At 42.5% G+C, this 18901-nt stretch carries 18 protein-coding genes; 11 read left to right on the top strand and 7 right to left on the bottom strand.

The window, feature by feature from the left end:
• Positions 1-144 precede the first annotated feature (144 nt).
• Entirely contained in the window at positions 145-1359 is a 1215-nt protein-coding gene (gene fabB, locus GSF13_RS16910; protein WP_010379118.1) for a beta-ketoacyl-ACP synthase I, read from the top strand.
• Positions 1360-1441: 82 nt separating this feature from the next.
• Here the strand turns inward: fabB and smpB are convergent, their stop codons facing one another.
• Positions 1442-1924 (bottom strand): SsrA-binding protein SmpB, encoded by a 483-nt coding sequence (gene smpB / locus GSF13_RS16905; protein WP_010379116.1) that lies wholly within the window; start codon positions 1922-1924, stop codon positions 1442-1444.
• Between the two features lie 141 nt (positions 1925-2065).
• Here smpB and GSF13_RS16900 point away from each other — a divergent pair, with 141 nt between their 5' ends.
• Together GSF13_RS16900 and GSF13_RS16895 are read left to right on the top strand one after the other, a co-directional pair.
• Complete coding sequence (locus tag GSF13_RS16900; protein ID WP_010605103.1) at positions 2066-2500, top strand: type II toxin-antitoxin system RatA family toxin; 435 nt, start codon at positions 2066-2068, stop codon at positions 2498-2500.
• Positions 2500-2835 carry an RnfH family protein gene (locus tag GSF13_RS16895; protein ID WP_102057020.1) on the top strand — a complete coding sequence of 112 codons (336 nt, stop codon included), beginning with the start codon at positions 2500-2502 and terminating at the stop codon, positions 2833-2835. The genes GSF13_RS16900 and GSF13_RS16895 overlap by 1 nt, the downstream gene beginning before the upstream one ends.
• A gap of 58 nt (positions 2836-2893) precedes the next feature.
• Here the strand turns inward: GSF13_RS16895 and bamE are convergent, their stop codons facing one another.
• Positions 2894-3253, bottom strand: coding sequence for an outer membrane protein assembly factor BamE (bamE, locus tag GSF13_RS16890; RefSeq protein WP_010605101.1), 360 nt, complete (start codon positions 3251-3253; stop codon positions 2894-2896).
• Positions 3254-3434: 181 nt separating this feature from the next.
• Here bamE and GSF13_RS16885 point away from each other — a divergent pair, with 181 nt between their 5' ends.
• Complete coding sequence (locus tag GSF13_RS16885) at positions 3435-3767, top strand: GIY-YIG nuclease family protein (protein ID WP_102057019.1); 333 nt, start codon at positions 3435-3437, stop codon at positions 3765-3767.
• Here the strand turns inward: GSF13_RS16885 and GSF13_RS16880 are convergent.
• The 4 genes from GSF13_RS16880 to ilvC form a co-directional block, all read right to left on the bottom strand.
• On the bottom strand, positions 3695-4630 hold the full coding sequence (locus tag GSF13_RS16880; protein ID WP_174168678.1) for a M20/M25/M40 family metallo-hydrolase: 936 nt from the start codon (positions 4628-4630) through the stop codon (positions 3695-3697). The genes GSF13_RS16885 and GSF13_RS16880 overlap by 73 nt on opposite strands.
• A gap of 8 nt (positions 4631-4638) precedes the next feature.
• On the bottom strand, positions 4639-5841 hold the full coding sequence (locus tag GSF13_RS16875) for a tetratricopeptide repeat protein (RefSeq protein WP_174168680.1): 1203 nt from the start codon (positions 5839-5841) through the stop codon (positions 4639-4641).
• 195 nt (positions 5842-6036) lie between these two features.
• Positions 6037-7938: a methyl-accepting chemotaxis protein gene (locus GSF13_RS16870; RefSeq protein WP_211866448.1), complete on the bottom strand. Its 1902-nt coding sequence runs from the start codon at positions 7936-7938 to the stop codon at positions 6037-6039.
• A 270-nt stretch (positions 7939-8208) separates the two neighbouring features.
• Positions 8209-9681 carry a ketol-acid reductoisomerase gene (gene ilvC, locus GSF13_RS16865; protein ID WP_039497351.1) on the bottom strand — a complete coding sequence of 491 codons (1473 nt, stop codon included), beginning with the start codon at positions 9679-9681 and terminating at the stop codon, positions 8209-8211.
• Positions 9682-9786: 105 nt separating this feature from the next.
• Here ilvC and ilvY point away from each other — a divergent pair, with 105 nt between their 5' ends.
• The 7 genes from ilvY (at position 9787) to GSF13_RS16835 (ending at position 18244) form a co-directional block, all read left to right on the top strand.
• Complete coding sequence (gene ilvY, locus GSF13_RS16860) at positions 9787-10680, top strand: HTH-type transcriptional activator IlvY (protein ID WP_010605095.1); 894 nt, start codon at positions 9787-9789, stop codon at positions 10678-10680.
• A 63-nt stretch (positions 10681-10743) separates the two neighbouring features.
• On the top strand, positions 10744-11439 hold the full coding sequence (locus GSF13_RS16855; RefSeq protein WP_010373828.1) for a response regulator transcription factor: 696 nt from the start codon (positions 10744-10746) through the stop codon (positions 11437-11439).
• 309 nt (positions 11440-11748) lie between these two features.
• Positions 11749-13008 carry a DUF4856 domain-containing protein gene (locus tag GSF13_RS16850; protein ID WP_249122692.1) on the top strand — a complete coding sequence of 420 codons (1260 nt, stop codon included), beginning with the start codon at positions 11749-11751 and terminating at the stop codon, positions 13006-13008.
• A 215-nt stretch (positions 13009-13223) separates the two neighbouring features.
• On the top strand, positions 13224-13589 hold the full coding sequence (locus tag GSF13_RS24795; RefSeq protein WP_249122691.1) for a hypothetical protein: 366 nt from the start codon (positions 13224-13226) through the stop codon (positions 13587-13589).
• Positions 13590-13671: 82 nt separating this feature from the next.
• Entirely contained in the window at positions 13672-14940 is a 1269-nt protein-coding gene (locus GSF13_RS16845; protein WP_211866446.1) for an imelysin family protein, read from the top strand.
• Positions 14933-17140, top strand: a complete 2208-nt coding sequence (locus GSF13_RS16840) for a TonB-dependent receptor (RefSeq protein ID WP_211866438.1) — start codon at positions 14933-14935, stop codon at positions 17138-17140. Before GSF13_RS16845 ends, GSF13_RS16840 begins: the two co-directional genes overlap by 8 nt.
• A 117-nt stretch (positions 17141-17257) precedes the next feature.
• The gene (locus tag GSF13_RS16835; RefSeq protein ID WP_010605091.1) at positions 17258-18244 is read left to right on the top strand and encodes a sterol desaturase family protein; all 987 of its coding nucleotides are present in this window, start codon (positions 17258-17260) and stop codon (positions 18242-18244) included.
• A gap of 150 nt (positions 18245-18394) precedes the next feature.
• Here GSF13_RS16835 and GSF13_RS16830 read toward each other — a convergent pair whose 3' ends face one another.
• Entirely contained in the window at positions 18395-18682 is a 288-nt protein-coding gene (locus GSF13_RS16830) for a hypothetical protein (protein ID WP_010605090.1), read from the bottom strand.
• Positions 18683-18901: the final 219 nt, after the last annotated feature.

Here is an 18901-nt window from a genome sequence, read left to right as displayed (position 1 = left end):
TTTTACTGTCTTTCGACTCAATAGTCTGGTTGCATTTTTAGTTATTTAGGTTCAGAGTACATGTGTACGCTGGAAAGCTGACCACTTGGCGCTAAAATTCAGCGTATACTACGCATAATTTGTAATATCGAAGGGAATAAACCCATGAGAAGAGCCGTTATTACGGGGATCGGTGTTGTTTCGAGCATCGGCAACAACAAGCAAGAAGTTTTAGAGTCATTAAAAGCAGGTAAGAGCGGTATTGCTTTTAACCAAGAATTTGCAGACTACAACCTACGTAGCCAAGTGTCTGGTAAAATAGATATCGACGTAAAATCTCTCGTTGACCGTAAGGCACATCGCTTTATGGGGGACGCGGCAGCGTTTTCCTATATCTCGATGGCGCAAGCAATTGAAGATTCAGGGCTATCAGAAGAGCAAGTATCAAACGAACGCACAGGCCTTATCGTAGGTTCTGGTGGTGGTTCGTCTAAGTACCAAGTTGAAGCAGCTGATATTCTGCGCGAAAAAGGCGTAAAGCGTGTAGGGCCTTATATGGTTCCACGCACCATGGCAAGCACGACTTCTGCGTGTTTGGCAACACCATTTAAAATTAAAGGTGTGAACTACTCAATCAGCTCTGCATGTGCAACATCAGCACACTGTATTGGTAATGCTGTTGAACAAATTCAACTAGGCAAACAAGATGTTATCTTTGCTGGTGGCGGTGAAGAGCTACACTGGACATTGGCGATGGAATTCGATGCCATGGGTGCGTTGTCAACTAAGTATAATGAAACGCCTGAGCGCGCATCACGTACGTACGATGCAAATCGTGATGGTTTCGTCATCTCTGGCGGTGGCGGTATTGTGGTAGTTGAAGAGCTAGAACACGCACTTGCTCGCGGCGCGCACATTTATGCTGAAATCGTTGGTTATGGTGCAACATCAGATGGTTACGATATGGTAGCACCATCAGGTGAAGGCGCTGTACGTTGTATGAAACAAGCGATGCAAGGTCTTGATGCACCGATTGACTACCTAAACACGCACGGTACCTCAACACCAGTTGGTGACGTGAAAGAGTTAGGTGCTATTCAAGAGTTGTTTGGCGATAATTCTCCGGCTATTAGTGCAACTAAAGCGATGACAGGCCACGCACTCGGTGCGGCTGGTGTGCATGAAGCGATTTACTCTTTGCTGATGCTAGATAATGACTTTATTGCACCATCAATTAACATTGATGAATTGGACGAACAAGCACAAGGTTTAGACATTGTCACAGAGCGCCGTGATGGACCGCTTAACACCGTGATGTCCAACAGCTTTGGCTTTGGTGGTACTAACGCAACACTTGTGATGCAAAAGTACAAAGGTTAAGCGCTTTACGCTTAACTTAATATCAAGCACAAAAAAGCAGGCTTAGCCTGCTTTTTTCGTTTTGTTCGTATATTAAAATAAATTAACGTACATTGTGTTTCATCAAACGTTCTTTATCACGTGACCAGTCACGGTCTTTAATATCAGCACGCTTATCGTGTTGCTTTTTACCCTTCGCAAGATAGAACTCGAGTTTTACCCAGCACTTTTTCCAGTACATTGCTGTGGCTATCAGAGAATAACCATCACGCTCGGTTGCACCGATAAGACGTGAGATTTCACGTTTATTTAGTAACAGTTTACGATAACGAAGCGGATCACATATCACATGTGTAGAAGCACTATTTAACGGTTGAATTTGACTGGCCAACAAATAGGCTTCGCCGTTTTTGATATGGATGTAAGTATCTGAGATATTGACTTTACCGGCGCGGATACTTTTTACTTCCCAGCCTTGTAATTCGATACCTGCTTCGAACTTTTCATGTAGTGAATACTCATGACGCGCTTTTTTATTTAGCGCTATGGTATTGCTATTTGATTTACTTGAATTTTTCTTTGCCATAATGGCTTAGTCTACCTATAAATCCTGTTTTAAGACAGCGCTTTTTCATTAATGTGACGTATTTTTACTTAGTCAGTGGCTGCAAACAAGATAAATCTGCAAAACCTTGGTAAAATCCTTGTATTAAGATTTGGAGTGTCTATGCCACAGATAGAAAAAAGTGCTTTGGTGATGTATAGCACCAAGGAAATGTTTGAATTGGTCAATGATGTTGACGCTTATCCCGCATTTCTACCGCATTGTTCAGATGCAAAAGTTATCAGCAATGATGAACAAGGGATGACCGCGAGCCTAGAAATTTCAAAAGCCGGCCTAAAAAAGTGGTTTACCACAAAAAATGAATTTGATGGCAACCGAGTAAAAATGTGTTTAGTTGATGGGCCATTTAAGTCTTTAAACGGCTACTGGGAGTTTACCGCGCTTGATGAACAGGCTTGTAAGGTGAGTTTAAAGTTAGAGTTTGAATTTGCGAGCAAATTAATTGAGATGGCGTTTGGCAAGCTATTCAATGAAGTGGCCAAGAATATGGTATCTGCGTTTACCCAGCGAGCCAAAATTGTTTACGGAGCGAGATGATGATAAAGGTTGAAGTGGTATTTGCATTGCCTGACAGCGCGACGTCATTGTCGGTTGATGTGCCTGAGGGGACGTCAGCTGAGCAAGCGGTACTACAGTCAGGGATATTAGAAAGATGCCCAGAGATAGATGCGAATGACTTGACGCTTGGGATCTGGAATCGCACAGTAAAATTACATCAAGTAGTGAGTGACGGTGACAGAATAGAGATCTATCGTCCATTAATCGCAGACCCAAAAGAGGCGCGCAGACGCCGTGCGGAAAAAGCAAAAGAAGAGGGCCGTGCAAGCAAAGTTACCGGTGGGCGACCTGTCTCTTTAGGAGATAAGGAATAATTAAAAAAGGGGAAATACCTTTCCCCTTTGACTACGAAATAATGTGTGTCCCTTGACTCTATGAGTCTAAAGGGGTGTTAAATTCTTCCGGCTCTTCGAAGTCGCCGCTCACGCGAACTAGTTTGTCATTCTCGAAATAAACGCTAAACGACTTTCTGACCTCTGAGTCTCTATCAATATTAAATACGTACTGGTAATGCCAGATATTGTTGTTAAAAGTATCTTTAGCAAGCGGTGTACCTAGCACATATAGCACTTGCTCTCTGGTCATTTGCACGCGAAGTTTATCTACATCTGACTGCTCTAAGAAATTACCTTGTGGCACGTTGATGCGATAAATCCAGCTTGAACAGCCAGACATAAATACCGTCATAACTACAGCACTGAGCCAAACAGAAAGGGTTTTATTAGACAGCATGAAATTGTGTATCCTTATTATCAGTTATTTGCATGATACCGATTGCACAGAGAAGGTAAAGTCTCTTAGCGGAATTGGACTGCACTAAGTGTAAAAAGTTCGCAGATAAGTTGCAAGAGCTGCCATGTGTGGTAGAAGTCATTGATAAGATTTTGAGGAGAGCCTGTTAGTGCTAGGAAAAATGTTACTTAACGAGCCCAATAAAACGGATCACCAAGCTATTTGGAGCTTATATATCCTAGAAACGCGCTTTGGTCATTGGTACACAGGAATAACAACCAATGTAGAGCGGCGCATAGAGCAGCATCAGGCTGGGAAGGGGGCAAAAAATTTAAAAGGTAAAGGGCCCTTAACGTTAAAATTTCAATGTGCTGCAGGTACTAAATCTCAAGCTGCAAAACTTGAGTGGCATGTTAAGCAGCTGACAAAAGCACAAAAAATTCAGCTGGTAGAGTCAAAAGGTGAACGAGTTAATGACAAAATAAAGTCATTGATGAGGTTAACCCCTGCCTGATACTTATTTAGATCCATATTCTCTAGTGTATCCCTGGTGGTGTGATGATGTTTATCTTCACCCATACCAAAATAAATATAGGGGATCCCTTGGCGATAAAAGGCGTAGTGATCGCTTGCTTTGTGCCAATCAACTCTTGGGTTATTTATATAACGCTCAATTTGTCGTTGTGACGATACTATGGTCAATTTTACTGAAGATTGCGCCTTGTTCTGGAGCTCAGATTTATATTCCTTGAAACCCGGTGAAAACAATGCAAATAAACGGTTGTTGTTATTTATTCCTAACATATCAAGGTTGATATTGAGCTCAACTTCTCGTTTAAGGTGCTTGGCATAATGTTTCGCTCCATGTAAGCCGCGCTCTTCTGCATCGGTTGCGACAAACAATATATCGCGAGCGCGATTTGTTTTACTAAGTTGCCTCGCAATGTGCAACATTGCAGCGGTGCCAGATGCATTATCATTGGCACCTGGATAATGTCTTTGTCCTGTGGTTCCTAAATGGTCGTAATGCGCGCTGATAACGATGGCCTTATCACATCGAGGTTGAGTGCAAGGTAAAATCGCCGTGACGTTGTGACCTGCGTCCTTACTAAAAATACCTGCTCTAAAGGTAAAGTGCTGATAGATCGGGTTTCCACCTAATTGCTCAAAAGCAGCAAAAATATATTGGGCACTGATGTTAGGCGATTGAGCACCACTTTTACGGCCTTGGTGACGAGCACTTGTGAGAGCTTGTAAATCTTGCACCAATATATTATCAACATTAGCAATACTTTGATGTCGCGACTGAGCCAATACATTCGTGGTACATATCGCGGCCAGCATCATGCCGATTAGCTTGAAAGAACATTTCTTCATTATTATTGTTATCTCTCATCGTTGTCTGTTAAATTCAATTGGTTGCTTGCAACTCCTCTCAATAAGGCCAGTTTGCCTTCGTAGCGCGCTTTGTCGTGTTCGAAGACAGAAGCTTTGTATGCCTTGTTGAGGTAATACTCCGCTTTTTTTCTATCGCCTTGCTCATAGGCAACTTTTGCCAGCCCAAAGTAGCTACCATGAACGTTGCGATCAAGTTGATAAGCTTTTTGATAAAAATGCTTAGCGCGATTTAACTCTCCTTGTTTAAAGGCTTCGTTCCCTAATACCAACATGTAATAAGGGTTGCTTTTTCTCAAATTATGGATATTTGCTTCAATAATGCCAGCTTCATGATCTCGTTCCGTCAGGTGGTAGAGTTTAGCAAGGTTACTTAGTGCATTTCGATTATCGTGGTTAATGGCAATGGCCTGATTATAGGCTCGCTCGGCGAGGTCGTACTGGTTTGTTATACGGTATAAAATACCGAGGTTCCCCCAGGCGCCGTCATGATAGGGATCACTTTCTACGGCTGCCTTGTAGTAGCTATATGCCATATCTAAGTTACCACTAATCATTTCCATTGCTCCTTTGTTGTTATAGAACATAGATAAGATAGTATTTGTACTAATTGGTGAAGTACTAAAGTGTTGAGAGCGGCTATTAGGATCAAAATCAACAGTGACCGCAGTTGGTTTAACATATAAAGTTTTAACTGAGTCCTGTGTGTTATCTACTTCAAAAATTTTGATGTTGACGTGGCCTGTTAGCAGGCTATAGCCTTGGCTCTCATCCCAATATTCAGGTATGTGTACTTGTTGAAATTGGCTGCGTAAGCCTAGCTGCTTAGCAATAGCGTGAGTTAGTATAGACAAGGACAAGCAGTTCGCGTTCATATTATTAAATGCTTGATTTGCAGTTAAATTTGCACCTGAAAGGTAAGAAAGTGAATCATCTCCACTACTTACCAAAAATCTCATCAGCATTTTAGCACGTTTAAGGCCTATCTCTCCGTTGTGAAAGTATTGTTCTAATTTAATGCGAATTTGGTTATTGAGTTGAAAGACGTCAGAATACGACTCAACTTTGTGAACAGTAAATTGGTGATTTGCATTAAGAATTGATCTATCAATCGTCGCTTTGGGAGTGCTATTACAAGCACTAAGTAAAATAATGCTAAGCACAATAATAGAGAACTGAATTACTATCTTCATACAACCTCCAGATTGGGCATTCGGCTGACTTTTAGTTATGGCTTAATTGCTTACCTTTGACCCTTACTATTATTGAATTTAGACCATAATTGCAAAATTTGCGCGGTGTGATTGTTACACCATGTAACAAAGAGACAATTTGAAAGGGTAAGCCTACAAGGAAACATGCAGGCTTACTTTAGAGTTGAGCAGAGGTTAAAAGCTCGCGACGAGATCATCAAGCGCTTTTGCTGATGCAGCAAGACGCTGAATTGCTTGTTCCGTGTCAAGTTGCTCGTTCATCACGGCATCGCTAATTTCGCTAATTTGCTCGATGTTGCGGCCGACGTCCGCAACGACATTACTTTGCTCTTCTGTCGCTGTTGCGATAAGCGCGGTCATGTCATTTATTTGATTTGCGGTTTCCGAGATTTCCAACATTAACTCCACTGACGATTGCATCGTTTGAACACTTTGCTCTGCTTGTTCACTGGATTGTTGGATTTGGTTTACGACAGCGCCAGACACCTGAGTTAATTCAGATATCGTTGCTTGGATCTCGTCGGTAGATTGTGATGTACGACTCGCAAGTGCTCTCACCTCATCTGCAACAACGGCAAACCCACGACCGTGCTCACCCGCTCGCGCAGACTCAATCGCTGCATTGAGTGCAAGCAAGTTGGTTTGTTCAGATATGCCTCTGATCACATCAACGATATTGGCAATTGACTGGGTTTTATCGGCCAACGTAGCGACTTGACCTGCCATATTTTCGATGTCACCTGCAAGCAAGTGAAGTGTTTCTTGGCTTTCTTGCACACCTTGACGGCTGCGCTTGGTTGACGCTTTACTTTCTTCTGTCAATTTTGCCGTGTTGGTCGCGCTGCTCGCTATCTCTTGTACTGTCGCACCCATTTCATTGATTGCCGCGGCAACAGACATGGTTTGAGACTTTTGTTCATCCAGAGACTGAGAGTTTTGCTGGCTCTGTTTAAACACGGCTTCGCTCGTCACGCGAATTGAACGGCTCTCTTCCGCAACCATGTGGATAGCTTCTTCGATCTTAGCCATAAACTGGTTGAAGCCGCCAGCCAAAGCATGAAGTTCAGGTTGTGCTGAGTCTGGTAAACGATAATTGAGTTTTGCGTCGCCGCTACCAAGCTGTTCAAATAAATCTGCCATCTTTTTAAGTGGCGCGCTTAAGTTCTTAGCCAGTAGCATACTAAAAAAGCTCGCCACTAGCGCAATCACTATCGAAAAACCAATGATTTGCCACTGCAAAGAAGTGATCCCACTATTGATTTCACTGGTTGGCACTTGGGCAATAACAAGCAAATCTGTGTTTGGAATTGGGCTCGCTGCAACTAAATTAGTTTCGCCATCTACTTCCAACTCTTTAACGATAAATCCACGTGTGGAGGTAAAATCGCGACTGTGCTGGCCGTAAAAATCTTCAATTGAGGACTTTGCAACTTTGCTTGCATCTGGGTGCAATTGCACGGTACCTTGCCTGTTAATGACGAAAACAAAGCCACTTTGCTCGATTTTCATATTAGCAAGCATCGCCTGCATATCATCAATACTTTTCGCAAGTCCAGCTAAACCAAGACCGCTTAGTTGTTGATGGTTTACAAACATTTTTACATCGCCCGGCGCTTCTTGATAGATACTAATAGAGTATGGCGAGCCACTAGTGGTAAAGCCGAAAAACCAACCATCTTGCTCTCTATTTAGTACTCGCAGAAAGCCGTTTTGATTCCAATATTGATTGGTTTCGCGGTTAGCCCAAGAAGCCGTAACTAAGTCATACTGCGCCGCAATACGCTTGAGTTCGTTGACAAGAAGTTTTTCGTCCAAAGTATTTTGCTTGGCACTTTGGGTGATTAATAAATTGCTTGAAAGCTGCTCGGCTGCATTTTTCAACGTGTCTATCTGCTTGCTTAATGATTTATTGATACTTTCTATCTTGCTTGGCAATTCAGATTGCATCATGCGTTCATTAATGAGCGTTTTGGCGCTGTAAAGCGAGGTAAACCCGATTAAACAAGCGACAGCAATCGCAATGAGACTACCCAAAAGGGTAATTCTTTGAGTAATTGTTAAACCTGTGTTTTGCATTCGATTTGTGTGTGTAATCCCGTGGAACCGATTATTCTAGCATAGTAAATAACCAGCTCGGAACAAGTAACAATCCAAGTCACAAAAAAATAATTTTGGTTTATAAAATAAAGTTAATCTCAGTATTTAGTGTTAACTGTATTTGAGTTAAATGGGTGGTTATGTTGAGAAATAGAGATAAAAGGCCACAATCTCAGGGTGGAAAGTGGCCTTGGTTACTAACAAGCGAACTAGTTTGCTATATTATTGACGCAAATTTATTTCTACTTACTAAACAATCTTTTTCATATCTGACATGTAACCGCGAAGGATTTCACCTATTTTTTCTACCGGATGGTTACGGATCGCACGGTTTACAGCGATGAGCTTTTGGTTGTCAGCATAATTGTCACTGTCTAACAAACCTTCACCAATCTCACGTTTTGTGATTGATTCCATAAATGGCTTCAATAGTGGTAGGCATGCGTGATTATACAGGTAACAACCATATTCTGCGGTGTCTGAAATAGTACGATTCATCTCGAACAGCTTTTTGCGCGCAATGGTATTCGCGATTAGCGGCGTTTCGTGTAGTGATTCGTAGTAAGCAGATTCATCAATAATGCCAGCTGCTGTCATGGTTTCGAACGCCAGCTCAACACCGGCTTTAACCATAGCAACCATTAGAATACCTTGGTCGAAGAAAGTCTGCTCTGAAATTTCAGCATCCGTATTCGCTTGCTTTTCAAACGCGGTTTGTGCGGTTTCTGCACGCCATGTAAGCAATTTATTGTCGTTTTCAGCCCAATCAGCCATCATACCTTCTGAAAATTCACCACTGATGATGTCGTCCATATGCTTGTTGTAAAGTGGGCGCATGATGTCTTTTAATTGCTCGCTCAGTTCAAATGCGCGTAACTTGGCGGGGTTAGACAGTCTGTCCATCATATTGGTGATACCACCGTGTTTTAGTGCTTCGGTGATGATCTCCCAGCCATATTGTACAAGCTTTGATGCATATCCAGGTTCGATGCCTTCTTCTACCATTTTGTCAAAGCATAGTAGTGAGCCAGTTTGCAACATACCACATAGGATGGTTTGTTCACCCATTAGATCTGATTTTACCTCAGCAATAAATGATGACTGCAATACGCCAGCACGATGACCACCAGTTCCCGCCGCATATGCCTTAGCTTGCGCGAGACCTTTACCCTCTGGGTCGTTTTCAGGGTGAACTGCAATCAGCGTAGGTACACCAAAGCCGCGCTTGTACTCTTCACGTACTTCTGTACCAGGACATTTTGGTGCAACCATGATTACGGTGATGTCTTCACGCACTTGCATACCTTCTTCGACAATATTAAAGCCGTGAGAATAAGCAAGTGTTGCGCCTTTTTTCATTAACGGCATTACTGCGTTTACAACTGAAGTATGTTGCTTGTCAGGCGTTAAGTTTAGGACCAAATCCGCTTCAGGAATGAGTTCTTCATAAGTGCCAACAATAAAGCCGTTTTCAGATGCATTAAGAAACGATTGACGTTTTTCTTCAATTGCTGAAGGACGTAGTGCGTAACTGACGTTCAAGCCAGAGTCTCTTAAGTTTAGACCTTGGTTCAAGCCTTGTGCACCGCAACCAACAATGACTAGTTTTTTACCAATCAGAACGTCGACACCTTGTTCGAATTCTTTTGGATCCATGAATTCACATTGAGAAAGCTGAGCTAATTGCTCACGTAAAGATAAAGTATTAAAGTAATTCGACATGATATTTCCTGATTCTGTAGAAATAGATTGAAGTCAGAGTAGGGCGAACTTTTGATTGCGTAAAATGATATATTTGAACTATAGTGTTTCAAAAGGTGAAATACTATGAATCACAAACAACTTAAATATTTTTTGGCACTTGCAGATACGCTGCACTTTTCCCGAGCGAGTGAGCGCTGTTTTGTAAGTCCTCCGACATTAAGTCGTCAAATCAAACAGTTAGAAGAGGAAGTTGGCGCGCCTTTATTCCTACGAGATAATCGCACCGTTGAGCTGACTCAGCAAGGCAAAGCGTTTGTTCATTACGCGCAAGCGACGTTGGCAAGCTGGCGGCAGTTTAAGAGTGAATGCGTTGACGATGATAAGCCTTTGACTGGTGAGCTGAGTTTATTTTGTTCAGTGACCGCGACTTACAGTTTTATTTATGATCTTTTTTCCAAGTTTCGCCACCTATACCCGCAAGTAGAGTTAAATCTTATTACTGGTGATCCCGCGCATTCAATAGCAGAAGTGGCTAGTGGTAAGGAAGATGTTGCGGTCGCGGTGAAGCCAAAACATCTACCGAACGGTATAGAGTATTTGCCAATCGGCCGTTCGAGATTGGTGTTCATTGGTCCAACGATGGACTGTCCGCTTAAGTCTATTATTGATGAATACAGTCATAGTGAAATGCCGTGGCAGAGGCTGTCTTTTATTATGCCAGAGCAAGGTGTGTTAAAAGATCGAATCGATAACTTTTGCAAAAAACACAATTTTGTTCCTAAAGTCTATGCGCATGTTTCGGGCCATGAAGCTATGGTTGCGCTTGCGAGTTTAGGGTTTGGTATTGCGTGTGTCCCCGAGATAGTAATTAGTCAAAGTCCATTTAAGAATCAAGTTCAGCTTTTGCAGCTTAGATCGGACGAGATTGAAATTGGACTTGTAACTAAGAATAAACGGTTATATGACCCAGTTGTTAAAGCACTTTGGGATACGGCAAAAGGATTATTTACGCTGTAAAGCATCCATTCAGGTTGCGTGACTACACTGTGTTCATCCATGTTGAATGAATGAGGTGCGTCCGTGTCCACTATCTTGGTTGCACAAAGCAATAACAATATATTGACATCACAACAAAAAATGCTTGAAGAGCAAGGCTACACTGTTGAGTTGTTGAGGGAATTAGGTCAATTGAACGGTTTTTCAGGGAAATCCATTAACGGTATCGTGCTTGATCAAGCTATCGCATCCGTACCAACCTGCGATTCAATCAGCCAATTTAGACAAAGATTCAAAGCTCCCGTGATCGTCAGTCTTGACAGCGATGACGAGGATGTTCACAGCCTGTTTTTAGAGCTCGGTGCTGACGAAGTTATTTCCAAAGACGCAAAGCCTAGATTATGGCGAGCTCGACTTGATGCAGTGTTAAGAAGGCAAGCTGCAAACTCGCAGTTTGACGATGAGCCAGAGCAATTAACCTTTGGCCAGCTGCATATCGACAAAAACACCAGGCGCGTGAGTTATGGGCAGGAGCGCATTGACCTCACAACCCATGAGTTTGAGTTGCTATGGTTACTTGCGAGCAATGGCGGCAAAGTAGTGAAACGTGACTTTGTATACGAGCAGATCCTAGGCAAATATTATCGCCCAGATACTCGGACAATAGACGTTCGCATCTCTCGCTTGCGTAAAAAGCTACACGATAATCCGAGTCGTCCAGAGAAGATCAAAACGATTTGGCGTCAAGGTTACTTATTTGTTACCGATGTTTGGAACTAAAAAGTAACAATTTGATTTAACGCAAAGATACTTCGAATTTTTCGAATGCTCAATTCGGAGAAATTTGTGAAACAGGTTTCTGAGACAAAGGGATAACGTCATTTTTATGATGTTATCCCTTTGTTTTATATGGAGTATCCGTATTCTCTTTCACAAGTGATAGCGCTGGAATAGTTAGCTGTTACGTAGCACTTTTAAAAAAATTGTTATTTATACAATGCAAATAATATTGATTGCTATTTAGGTGTGTGTATACTTTACGCCTAGTTATGAAAATATAAACATAATTAGTCTCAAAGGAACAATTCAATGGCACTTAAAAAGTCTCTGTTAACGACTGCTATTCTCGCTGCAACTTTAGGCCTCACCGCATGTGGTGGCTCTAGCAGCAACTCAAACGATAACGATGATAACAACACTACACCTCCTCCAGCCGCAACTAATGCTGCACCTACTATTACCGTAGACAGTGCGTCAGTATCTGAAGATACACTTGGCGCAGCGGTTACAAATATTACTTTTGCTGACGACAATGATGAAGTAAGTGCACTGACACTAACCATCTCCGACAATCGTTTTGAAATTGTTGACGGTGCAGTCAAGCTTAAAGCTGCAAACGCACTAAACTTCGAACAAATTGAAGGTGGAAAAGTATCGGTAACTATCACGGCAACTGACAGCAAAGGCGAAAAAACAGAAGTTGAAGCTGAAATCGCTGTTCAGCAAATTGCTGAAGAAAACAAAGCGGGTGCAAACCGCTATGACTTTAAGAACGCCCAAGGCGAATCTTCAGTGTCTTATTCTGGCCAAATCGCACGTCACGCGGCTATGGTTCATATCAAAAGCTTAATGGGTAAGCTTAATAATGAAACTGTGGGTAACGCTTCTGGCCAAAAAACAGCTGAAGCAGCAATCGCAGAGATCAAAATGTTCTTGATGCCGACAGATACAGTGGTGTTGGATGAACCTCTAGATTTCGCTGTTGCGGCAAACGCTGCACAGACCACGTTAGGAGATATTTCAAGCTCGCTTAAAAACGTTGCTGGCGAAGGTGGTAAAATCGCCGGTCGTGATACTTCTCATATGCATAAAGCGTGGGAAGAAGAGGGTGCTATGGTCGGGTGGACTGACTTTGGCACTCAAGCAAAGACCCCAGAAGGCTTAGTATTACATTATTTAGATTTGCTTGAGGGTCAACTTAAGCAGATTGAAAGTGGTGCTAAAATTAAAGCTGAGCATAATGGTACATCAGTACCCCTGAACAATCTCTATGTCACTCCCGAAGGCCTAGATCTTGCTCAGCTAGTACAAAAGCACTTAAACGGTGCGGTATCACTGTCGCAGGCTGCTGATGACTATCTTGATGATAAAATGCTTTTTGGTGTAAATGATGAAGGTAAACCATACGCAGATAACACAAGTTCAGGTGGTAGTTATACCGATTTAGAGCATAAATTTGACGAAGGTTATGGTTATTTTGGAGCTGCAATCGACTACTTAGATTATTCAGATGATGAGATTGCGGGTGAGGGGGACGTGAAGCTTATGCCAATGGTTATCATGACCTAGATAAAGACGGCAAAATTGATTTACTGTCAGAGTTTAACTTTGGTAACTCAACAAATGCGGCAAAACGTGACCGTGGAACAGCGACTGGTTCTAACCCAACAGATTTTACAGCTCAAGCACAGCTGGCATTTATTGAAGCTCGAAAACTTATTCAAACGAACATTGGTAATTACGGTGCGCAGTGGGAAGACGAAGACAAAGCGCGCTTAGAAGCTTTGCGTGATCAAGCATTGCTTGCATGGGAAAAGTCGATTGCAGCGACAGTGGTTCACTACATCAATGATACAATCTCTGACGATGATGGTGATTTAGACGATATCGCATCAGGTAACTTTACTGCTGAGCAATTTTATACAGTAGCTAAACACTGGTCTGAAATGAAAGGCTTCGCATTAAATTTCCAGTTTAATCCGTTTTCTCCTGTCGCAGATGCAGATTTTGTTAAAATCCATAACCTGATGGGTGACAAGCCTGAGCTTACGGCAGACAAGGTTGAAGCTTATAAGGCTGATTTATTGAAAGCGCGAGAAATCATTGCCAATGCATATGGTTTCGATGCTGAGAATGTTGCCAACTGGTAATCTAAATTTTCGTTTATAACGTTAAAAGGTTAGCCGTTAATTCTGCTAACCTTTTGTTGTATATAGATAATAGAGAATACAAATGAGAGTATCTAAACGTTTAAGTGCCGCAGCCATAGCAGTAGCCTTGGTGTTGTCGGGTTGTGGTGAAAGCACTTCAAGTAGTCAAGGTCCAGGGATCAAAGACAACAACTCGGGAACGGATAACCCAACCTTACCCACGCAATTTGATGAAGCGGCCTTGGTTAGTAACTTAGTGAATAATGTGCTTACCCCTGCAATTGAGCAATTCAATGAACTCGCGGTAACACAGCAACTTGAAGTTGCGAGTTATTGTAGCGCTGAAAAAGTACAGGCTGAAAATACCGCCGCGTTAAAGCAAAATGCTCAACAAAGTTGGCGCAGCGCTATGGTGGGGTGGCAGTATGTTGAATTGATGCAAATGGGTCCACTTACAGCCAATAGTAAAGAGCTTAAAAATAATATTTATGTTTGGCCCGCTACAGGCTCTTTATGTGATATCGACTTGGATGTAGTGTATTTTGAAGATGGCGTCATTAATGGTAATGCTAGCAATCCTTATAATATCTCTGAGCGTACTGCAAACCGTAAAGGCTTAACTGCCTTAGAGCATCTTCTATTCAATGCCAATCTTGACCATAACTGCTCGTCAGTGAATGATGCTTTGGCACCATGGAATAGCCGTTCAACTCAGGAAAGAGCGGTCGCGCGTTGTGAGTTTGCGATGGAAGTGGCTAAAGACATTGAAGCACAGAGCAATATACTCTTGTCTCAATGGACTGGAGAAAATGGCTACGCAGTTAAACTCGTTAATGCAGGACAACCAGGCTCTCCGTTTGACACGCCCCACTTAGCGCTTAATGAAATATCAAAGGCGTTATTTTACATGACCGAAGAGTTAAAAGACGGCAAAATAGCGACGCCGTTAGGCCTAGGTTTTCCGAACGCATGTGGTTTAGAAGCTTGCCCAGAAGCGGTGGAGTCGCCAATTGCAGAACATTCTAAAGAGAATTTACTTGTTAACATCAGAGCATTTAGAAACATCTTCACTGGTAATGGCCAAGATGCTGAGAATACATTGGGCTTTGATGACTTTTTAGATGCTGAGAATGGTAGTGATGTTAAAGAGCGTATGCTTGCAGGGCTTGCTGATGCAGAAGCCACGTTGCTTGCGATGAATGCGAGTCTTAAAGTTGAGCTTGCGGGTTCTACAGAGCAAGTGACGCAAACGCATACAGACGTTAAAAAAGTGACGGATGACTTAAAGACTGAGTTTATCGAAAAGCTCGCCCTAGAACTTCCACAAACTTCGGCAGGTGACAATGACTAAGCGCATGAACATGAAGAAATCTTTATTAGCGGTAGCGGTAATTTTTGCACTACCTCAAGTGCAAGCTGCTGATGACAATCAAGATATTGAGCATATCTCTATTATCAGCCACCACGATAAATTGCGAAAAGAAGCCGGTTCTGCAACCTTGTTGTCAGAGGCGCAGTTGGCAGAATACGAGTATGATGATATTCACCGTATTCTTTCTAACGTACCCGGCGTTAATATTCGTGAAGAAGATGGCTATGGCTTGCGACCAAATATCGGGTTTCGTGGTGTAACACCTGAGCGAAGCAAAAAAATCACCATAATGGAAGACGGTGTGCTTATTGGCCCAGCTCCTTATTCTGCGCCGGCTGCTTATTATTTCCCGGTTACGACTCGTATGACAGCGGTTGAGGTGTTTAAAGGACCTGCGGCTATCAAGCATGGCCCGCAAACAGTTGCTGGTGCGCTTAACTTAGTGACTCGCCAAGTGCCAGAGTTTACAGAAGGCGGTATTGATGTTGCGGCTGGCAGCGACGGTTATTCCAAAGCACATGGTTACTACGGTTCAGTAGTAAATAATGTCGGCTTCTTATTCGAAGCGGTAAATCTACAAGCTGATGGTTTTAAAGAGCTTGATGGCGGTGGTGATACGGGGTTTGAGAAGAACGATATCTTAGCCAAGTTTAATTATAAACTGTCACAAGGTGAGCTAAATCATACTTTTGGCTTAAAGTTCAGCTATGCTGATGAGTTATCCGATGAAACTTACCTTGGTTTAACGGATGCAGATTTTGCTGAAAATCCGTATCGTCGATACGCAGCGTCTCAGCCTGCAGAGATGGATACCAAGCACACTCAGGTAATGTTATCCCATGTACTTGATGGCAAAGACTTTAACGTTACGACAAGGCTGTACCGTAATGACTATGAGCGAGCTTGGCTTAAGCTTAATAGTCTAGGTAGTAAAAGTGGACCATCCCTTTCAAAAATCATGGCAAACCCAGAGGCTTTCGCAAATGAGTACGCTGTGATCACAGGGGCACGGGACTCTGTCGTTGTAGGTTCAAATATCTTTTTGAATATGGGGACTAATGACCGTGAGTATTTCTCACAAGGTCTTCAAGTCGATGCCAATACGAGCTTTAGCCTGTTTAACTTAACCCATGATATTGCTGTTGGCGTGCGTTTTCATGAAGATGAAATTGAGCGCAAACATTTTGAGCAAGCATATGCAATGGAAGGTGGTTCACCTGTGTTGCTAGAGGGTTCAAAGCAGTTTACCTCGCTGAATACTGAAAATACTAAAGCGTGGTCGGTATATCTAGAAGATAAAGTACAACTTGATGCGTTGACTTTGGGCCTTGGTCTTCGTGGCGAGCTGATGGACATGTCTTACCAAGATAATAAAGATGCCGATGTTTGGATTGATAAAACCACCCGTATTTGGCTACCTAGCCTAAGTGGTTTCTATCAGCTTTCTGATGATGCCGGTCTTTTATTTGGTGTGCACCAAGGTTTTGTGCCTTCTTCACCCCAACAAGATCCGGATATAGAGCTTGAGAAGAGTGTTAACTACGAATTTGGTGGGCGCTTTAATGATGGTGTGACGCAGTTTGAGATTGTGAGCTTTTTCAACGATTATGAGAATCTGAACGAAAGCTGTGGTCAGTCTAACTGTGGTGTCAATGACCAACAAGATCAGCAATTCAGTGGCGGTGAGGTGGATGTTTACGGTCTCGAAATGCAGTTTGCACAACGTTACCCTTTGAACCTTCAACTGGATATCCCTTATAGTCTCACCTACACCTATACGAAAGGTGAATTCCAGAATGAGCGTGCGACAACGTTCGCACAATGGGGTTATATTAAAAATGGTGATGAGCTTCCGTATTTACCATCTCATCAAGCCACTTTTAACATCGGCCTTGCAGCAAGTGATTGGAAAGTTAACGTAGCCATCAAATACATCAGTGAGATGAGCGAAGCTGCTGGTAGAAGCACTGAAGACTTTGAGCTTGTCCTTGAAGGCGCAAAGGTGCCCAGCACAACGATCGTTGATGTATCCGCAAGTTACGAGCTAGGCCAGTATGGTCAAGTCTATGCTAAAATCGACAACTTGTTCGATGAAGCAGAAATTGTTAGTCGTCGTCCGTATGGCGCGCGCCCAGGCAAACCAAGACAATTTAGTTTAGGTTATAAATACCAGTTTTAACTGATTGTCTATGCGGCTCTTGAGTAAGAGCCGCAGCTTCATGGCGGCTTGTCGCTAGAGCTATGGAGCTGTTCCAAAGATATGTGAATTCATTATTTCTTTTTGATGGAAATGACTATGTTAGAGCAACTATGGCAAAGCATTACTGAACTCCCAGGCTACTTGTTCGATGCCAATAAAAGAGTGTATTTGCCATACTTGTTTAGTGCCATTTTGATGGCTGTTCCTGTTTATATCGCCACAGAAAAAGCGCGCTCTGGTAAAGGTTTTTTAAAGTTTCTGTTTCCCAAGCAAGTCTGGTGGTGCAAAAGCGCCAAGCTCGATTACTGTTTATTGATCACAAATCGGTTGATAAAGGCGGCGACGTTTACGCCTATCGTGTTGACTATGGTACCGGTGGCACTAGGATTATCCGGTGGACTTGAAGCGCTCTTTGGTCCTGCGTTATATCTAGAAGCGCCAGAATGGGTAGTGATTGGACTATTTACGTTATTTTTGTTTATAGTCGATGACCTCACTCGATTCCTGCTGCATCTGATCCTACATAAAATCCCATTCTTTTGGGAGTTTCACAAGGTGCACCATTCTGCAAAAGTCCTGACCCCCTTTACCATTTATCGCTCACATCCCGTTGAAAGTTATCTGTACGCCTGTCGTATGGCATTAACTCAAGGAATTGTGGTTGGAGTAGGGTATTATGTATTTGGCAGCAGCTTGAGCATGTACGATATTCTGGGTGCGAATGCGTTTGTCTTTTTGTTTAATATTTTTGGGGCCAATTTAAGGCATTCACATATATGGCTGAGTTGGGGTGACAAGCTAGAAGATTGGTTTATTAGTCCTGCACAGCACCAAGTACATCACAGTGACAATCCAATCCATTTTGATACCAATTTAGGCTCAGCACTTGCCATTTGGGATCGTATGTATGGCTCGCTTATTAAGGCCTCGAGTGCGGGTAAAATTACCATTGGAGTTGGGCAATATGATGCGGGACATGATTCACTTACCGCGATTTATTTGAAGCCATTTAAGCAGGCTTGGAAAACCTTATTACCGAAGAAAAAAAGTAACCCACCACTTAAATCATCTCAGGGTGACTAGATCTTCACTATTCAGAACTACATATTTGCAATGAATTAATTTCGGTATGGGAGAGTTTTTCAAAGGTGAAGCTCGTGCTTGGAAGGGGAAAAATAGGCTGACGACGGGCATTGTCAGCCTATGTGGGAGAGTAGGCTCCCTAAATCTTTACTAGTGTAGTTGTGATGAAGGCTTGCTGCGGAAAAAGCCTAGTTCATTTAACTTTTCAATTAGTTTTGGATCGTCCAACCGGTTCGGGGTTTCTTCATCCCTTAAATAGTGATCGTTTGGTACCGCATGCATATCGAGCATTTTATGAAATAGGATATTGCGAATTGCCAACGCTGTCATACCACCGTCCTGAATTGCATCCAGCCTTTCTTGGAGGTCTGAAAAAGGCGCAGCCTTGACGTCATCCACTACTGCAGAAAATTGACCATTAGATTTATTCTTAATCATAAAACCCCCAAAGGTATAGCTTGTTCACAATCCAGTGACACGATGTTCAAAAGGCATTTGGTATCAATTTTTTGTTCATAAAATAGATACTTACGCCATGTCCGATGTGATCAGTTTACTCTGAAGTGAGGGCAAATTACCATCTTGGATGTAAAGCTTTGTAAATCGAATAATGAGTGGAATGAAATAATAAGATGGACGTCTAGATGTAACACGATG

It is taken from the genome of Pseudoalteromonas sp. M8, from assembly GCF_018141365.1.
Lineage (GTDB): Bacteria > Pseudomonadota > Gammaproteobacteria > Enterobacterales > Alteromonadaceae > Pseudoalteromonas.
This window is presented reverse-complemented; position numbering and strand designations above follow the sequence as displayed.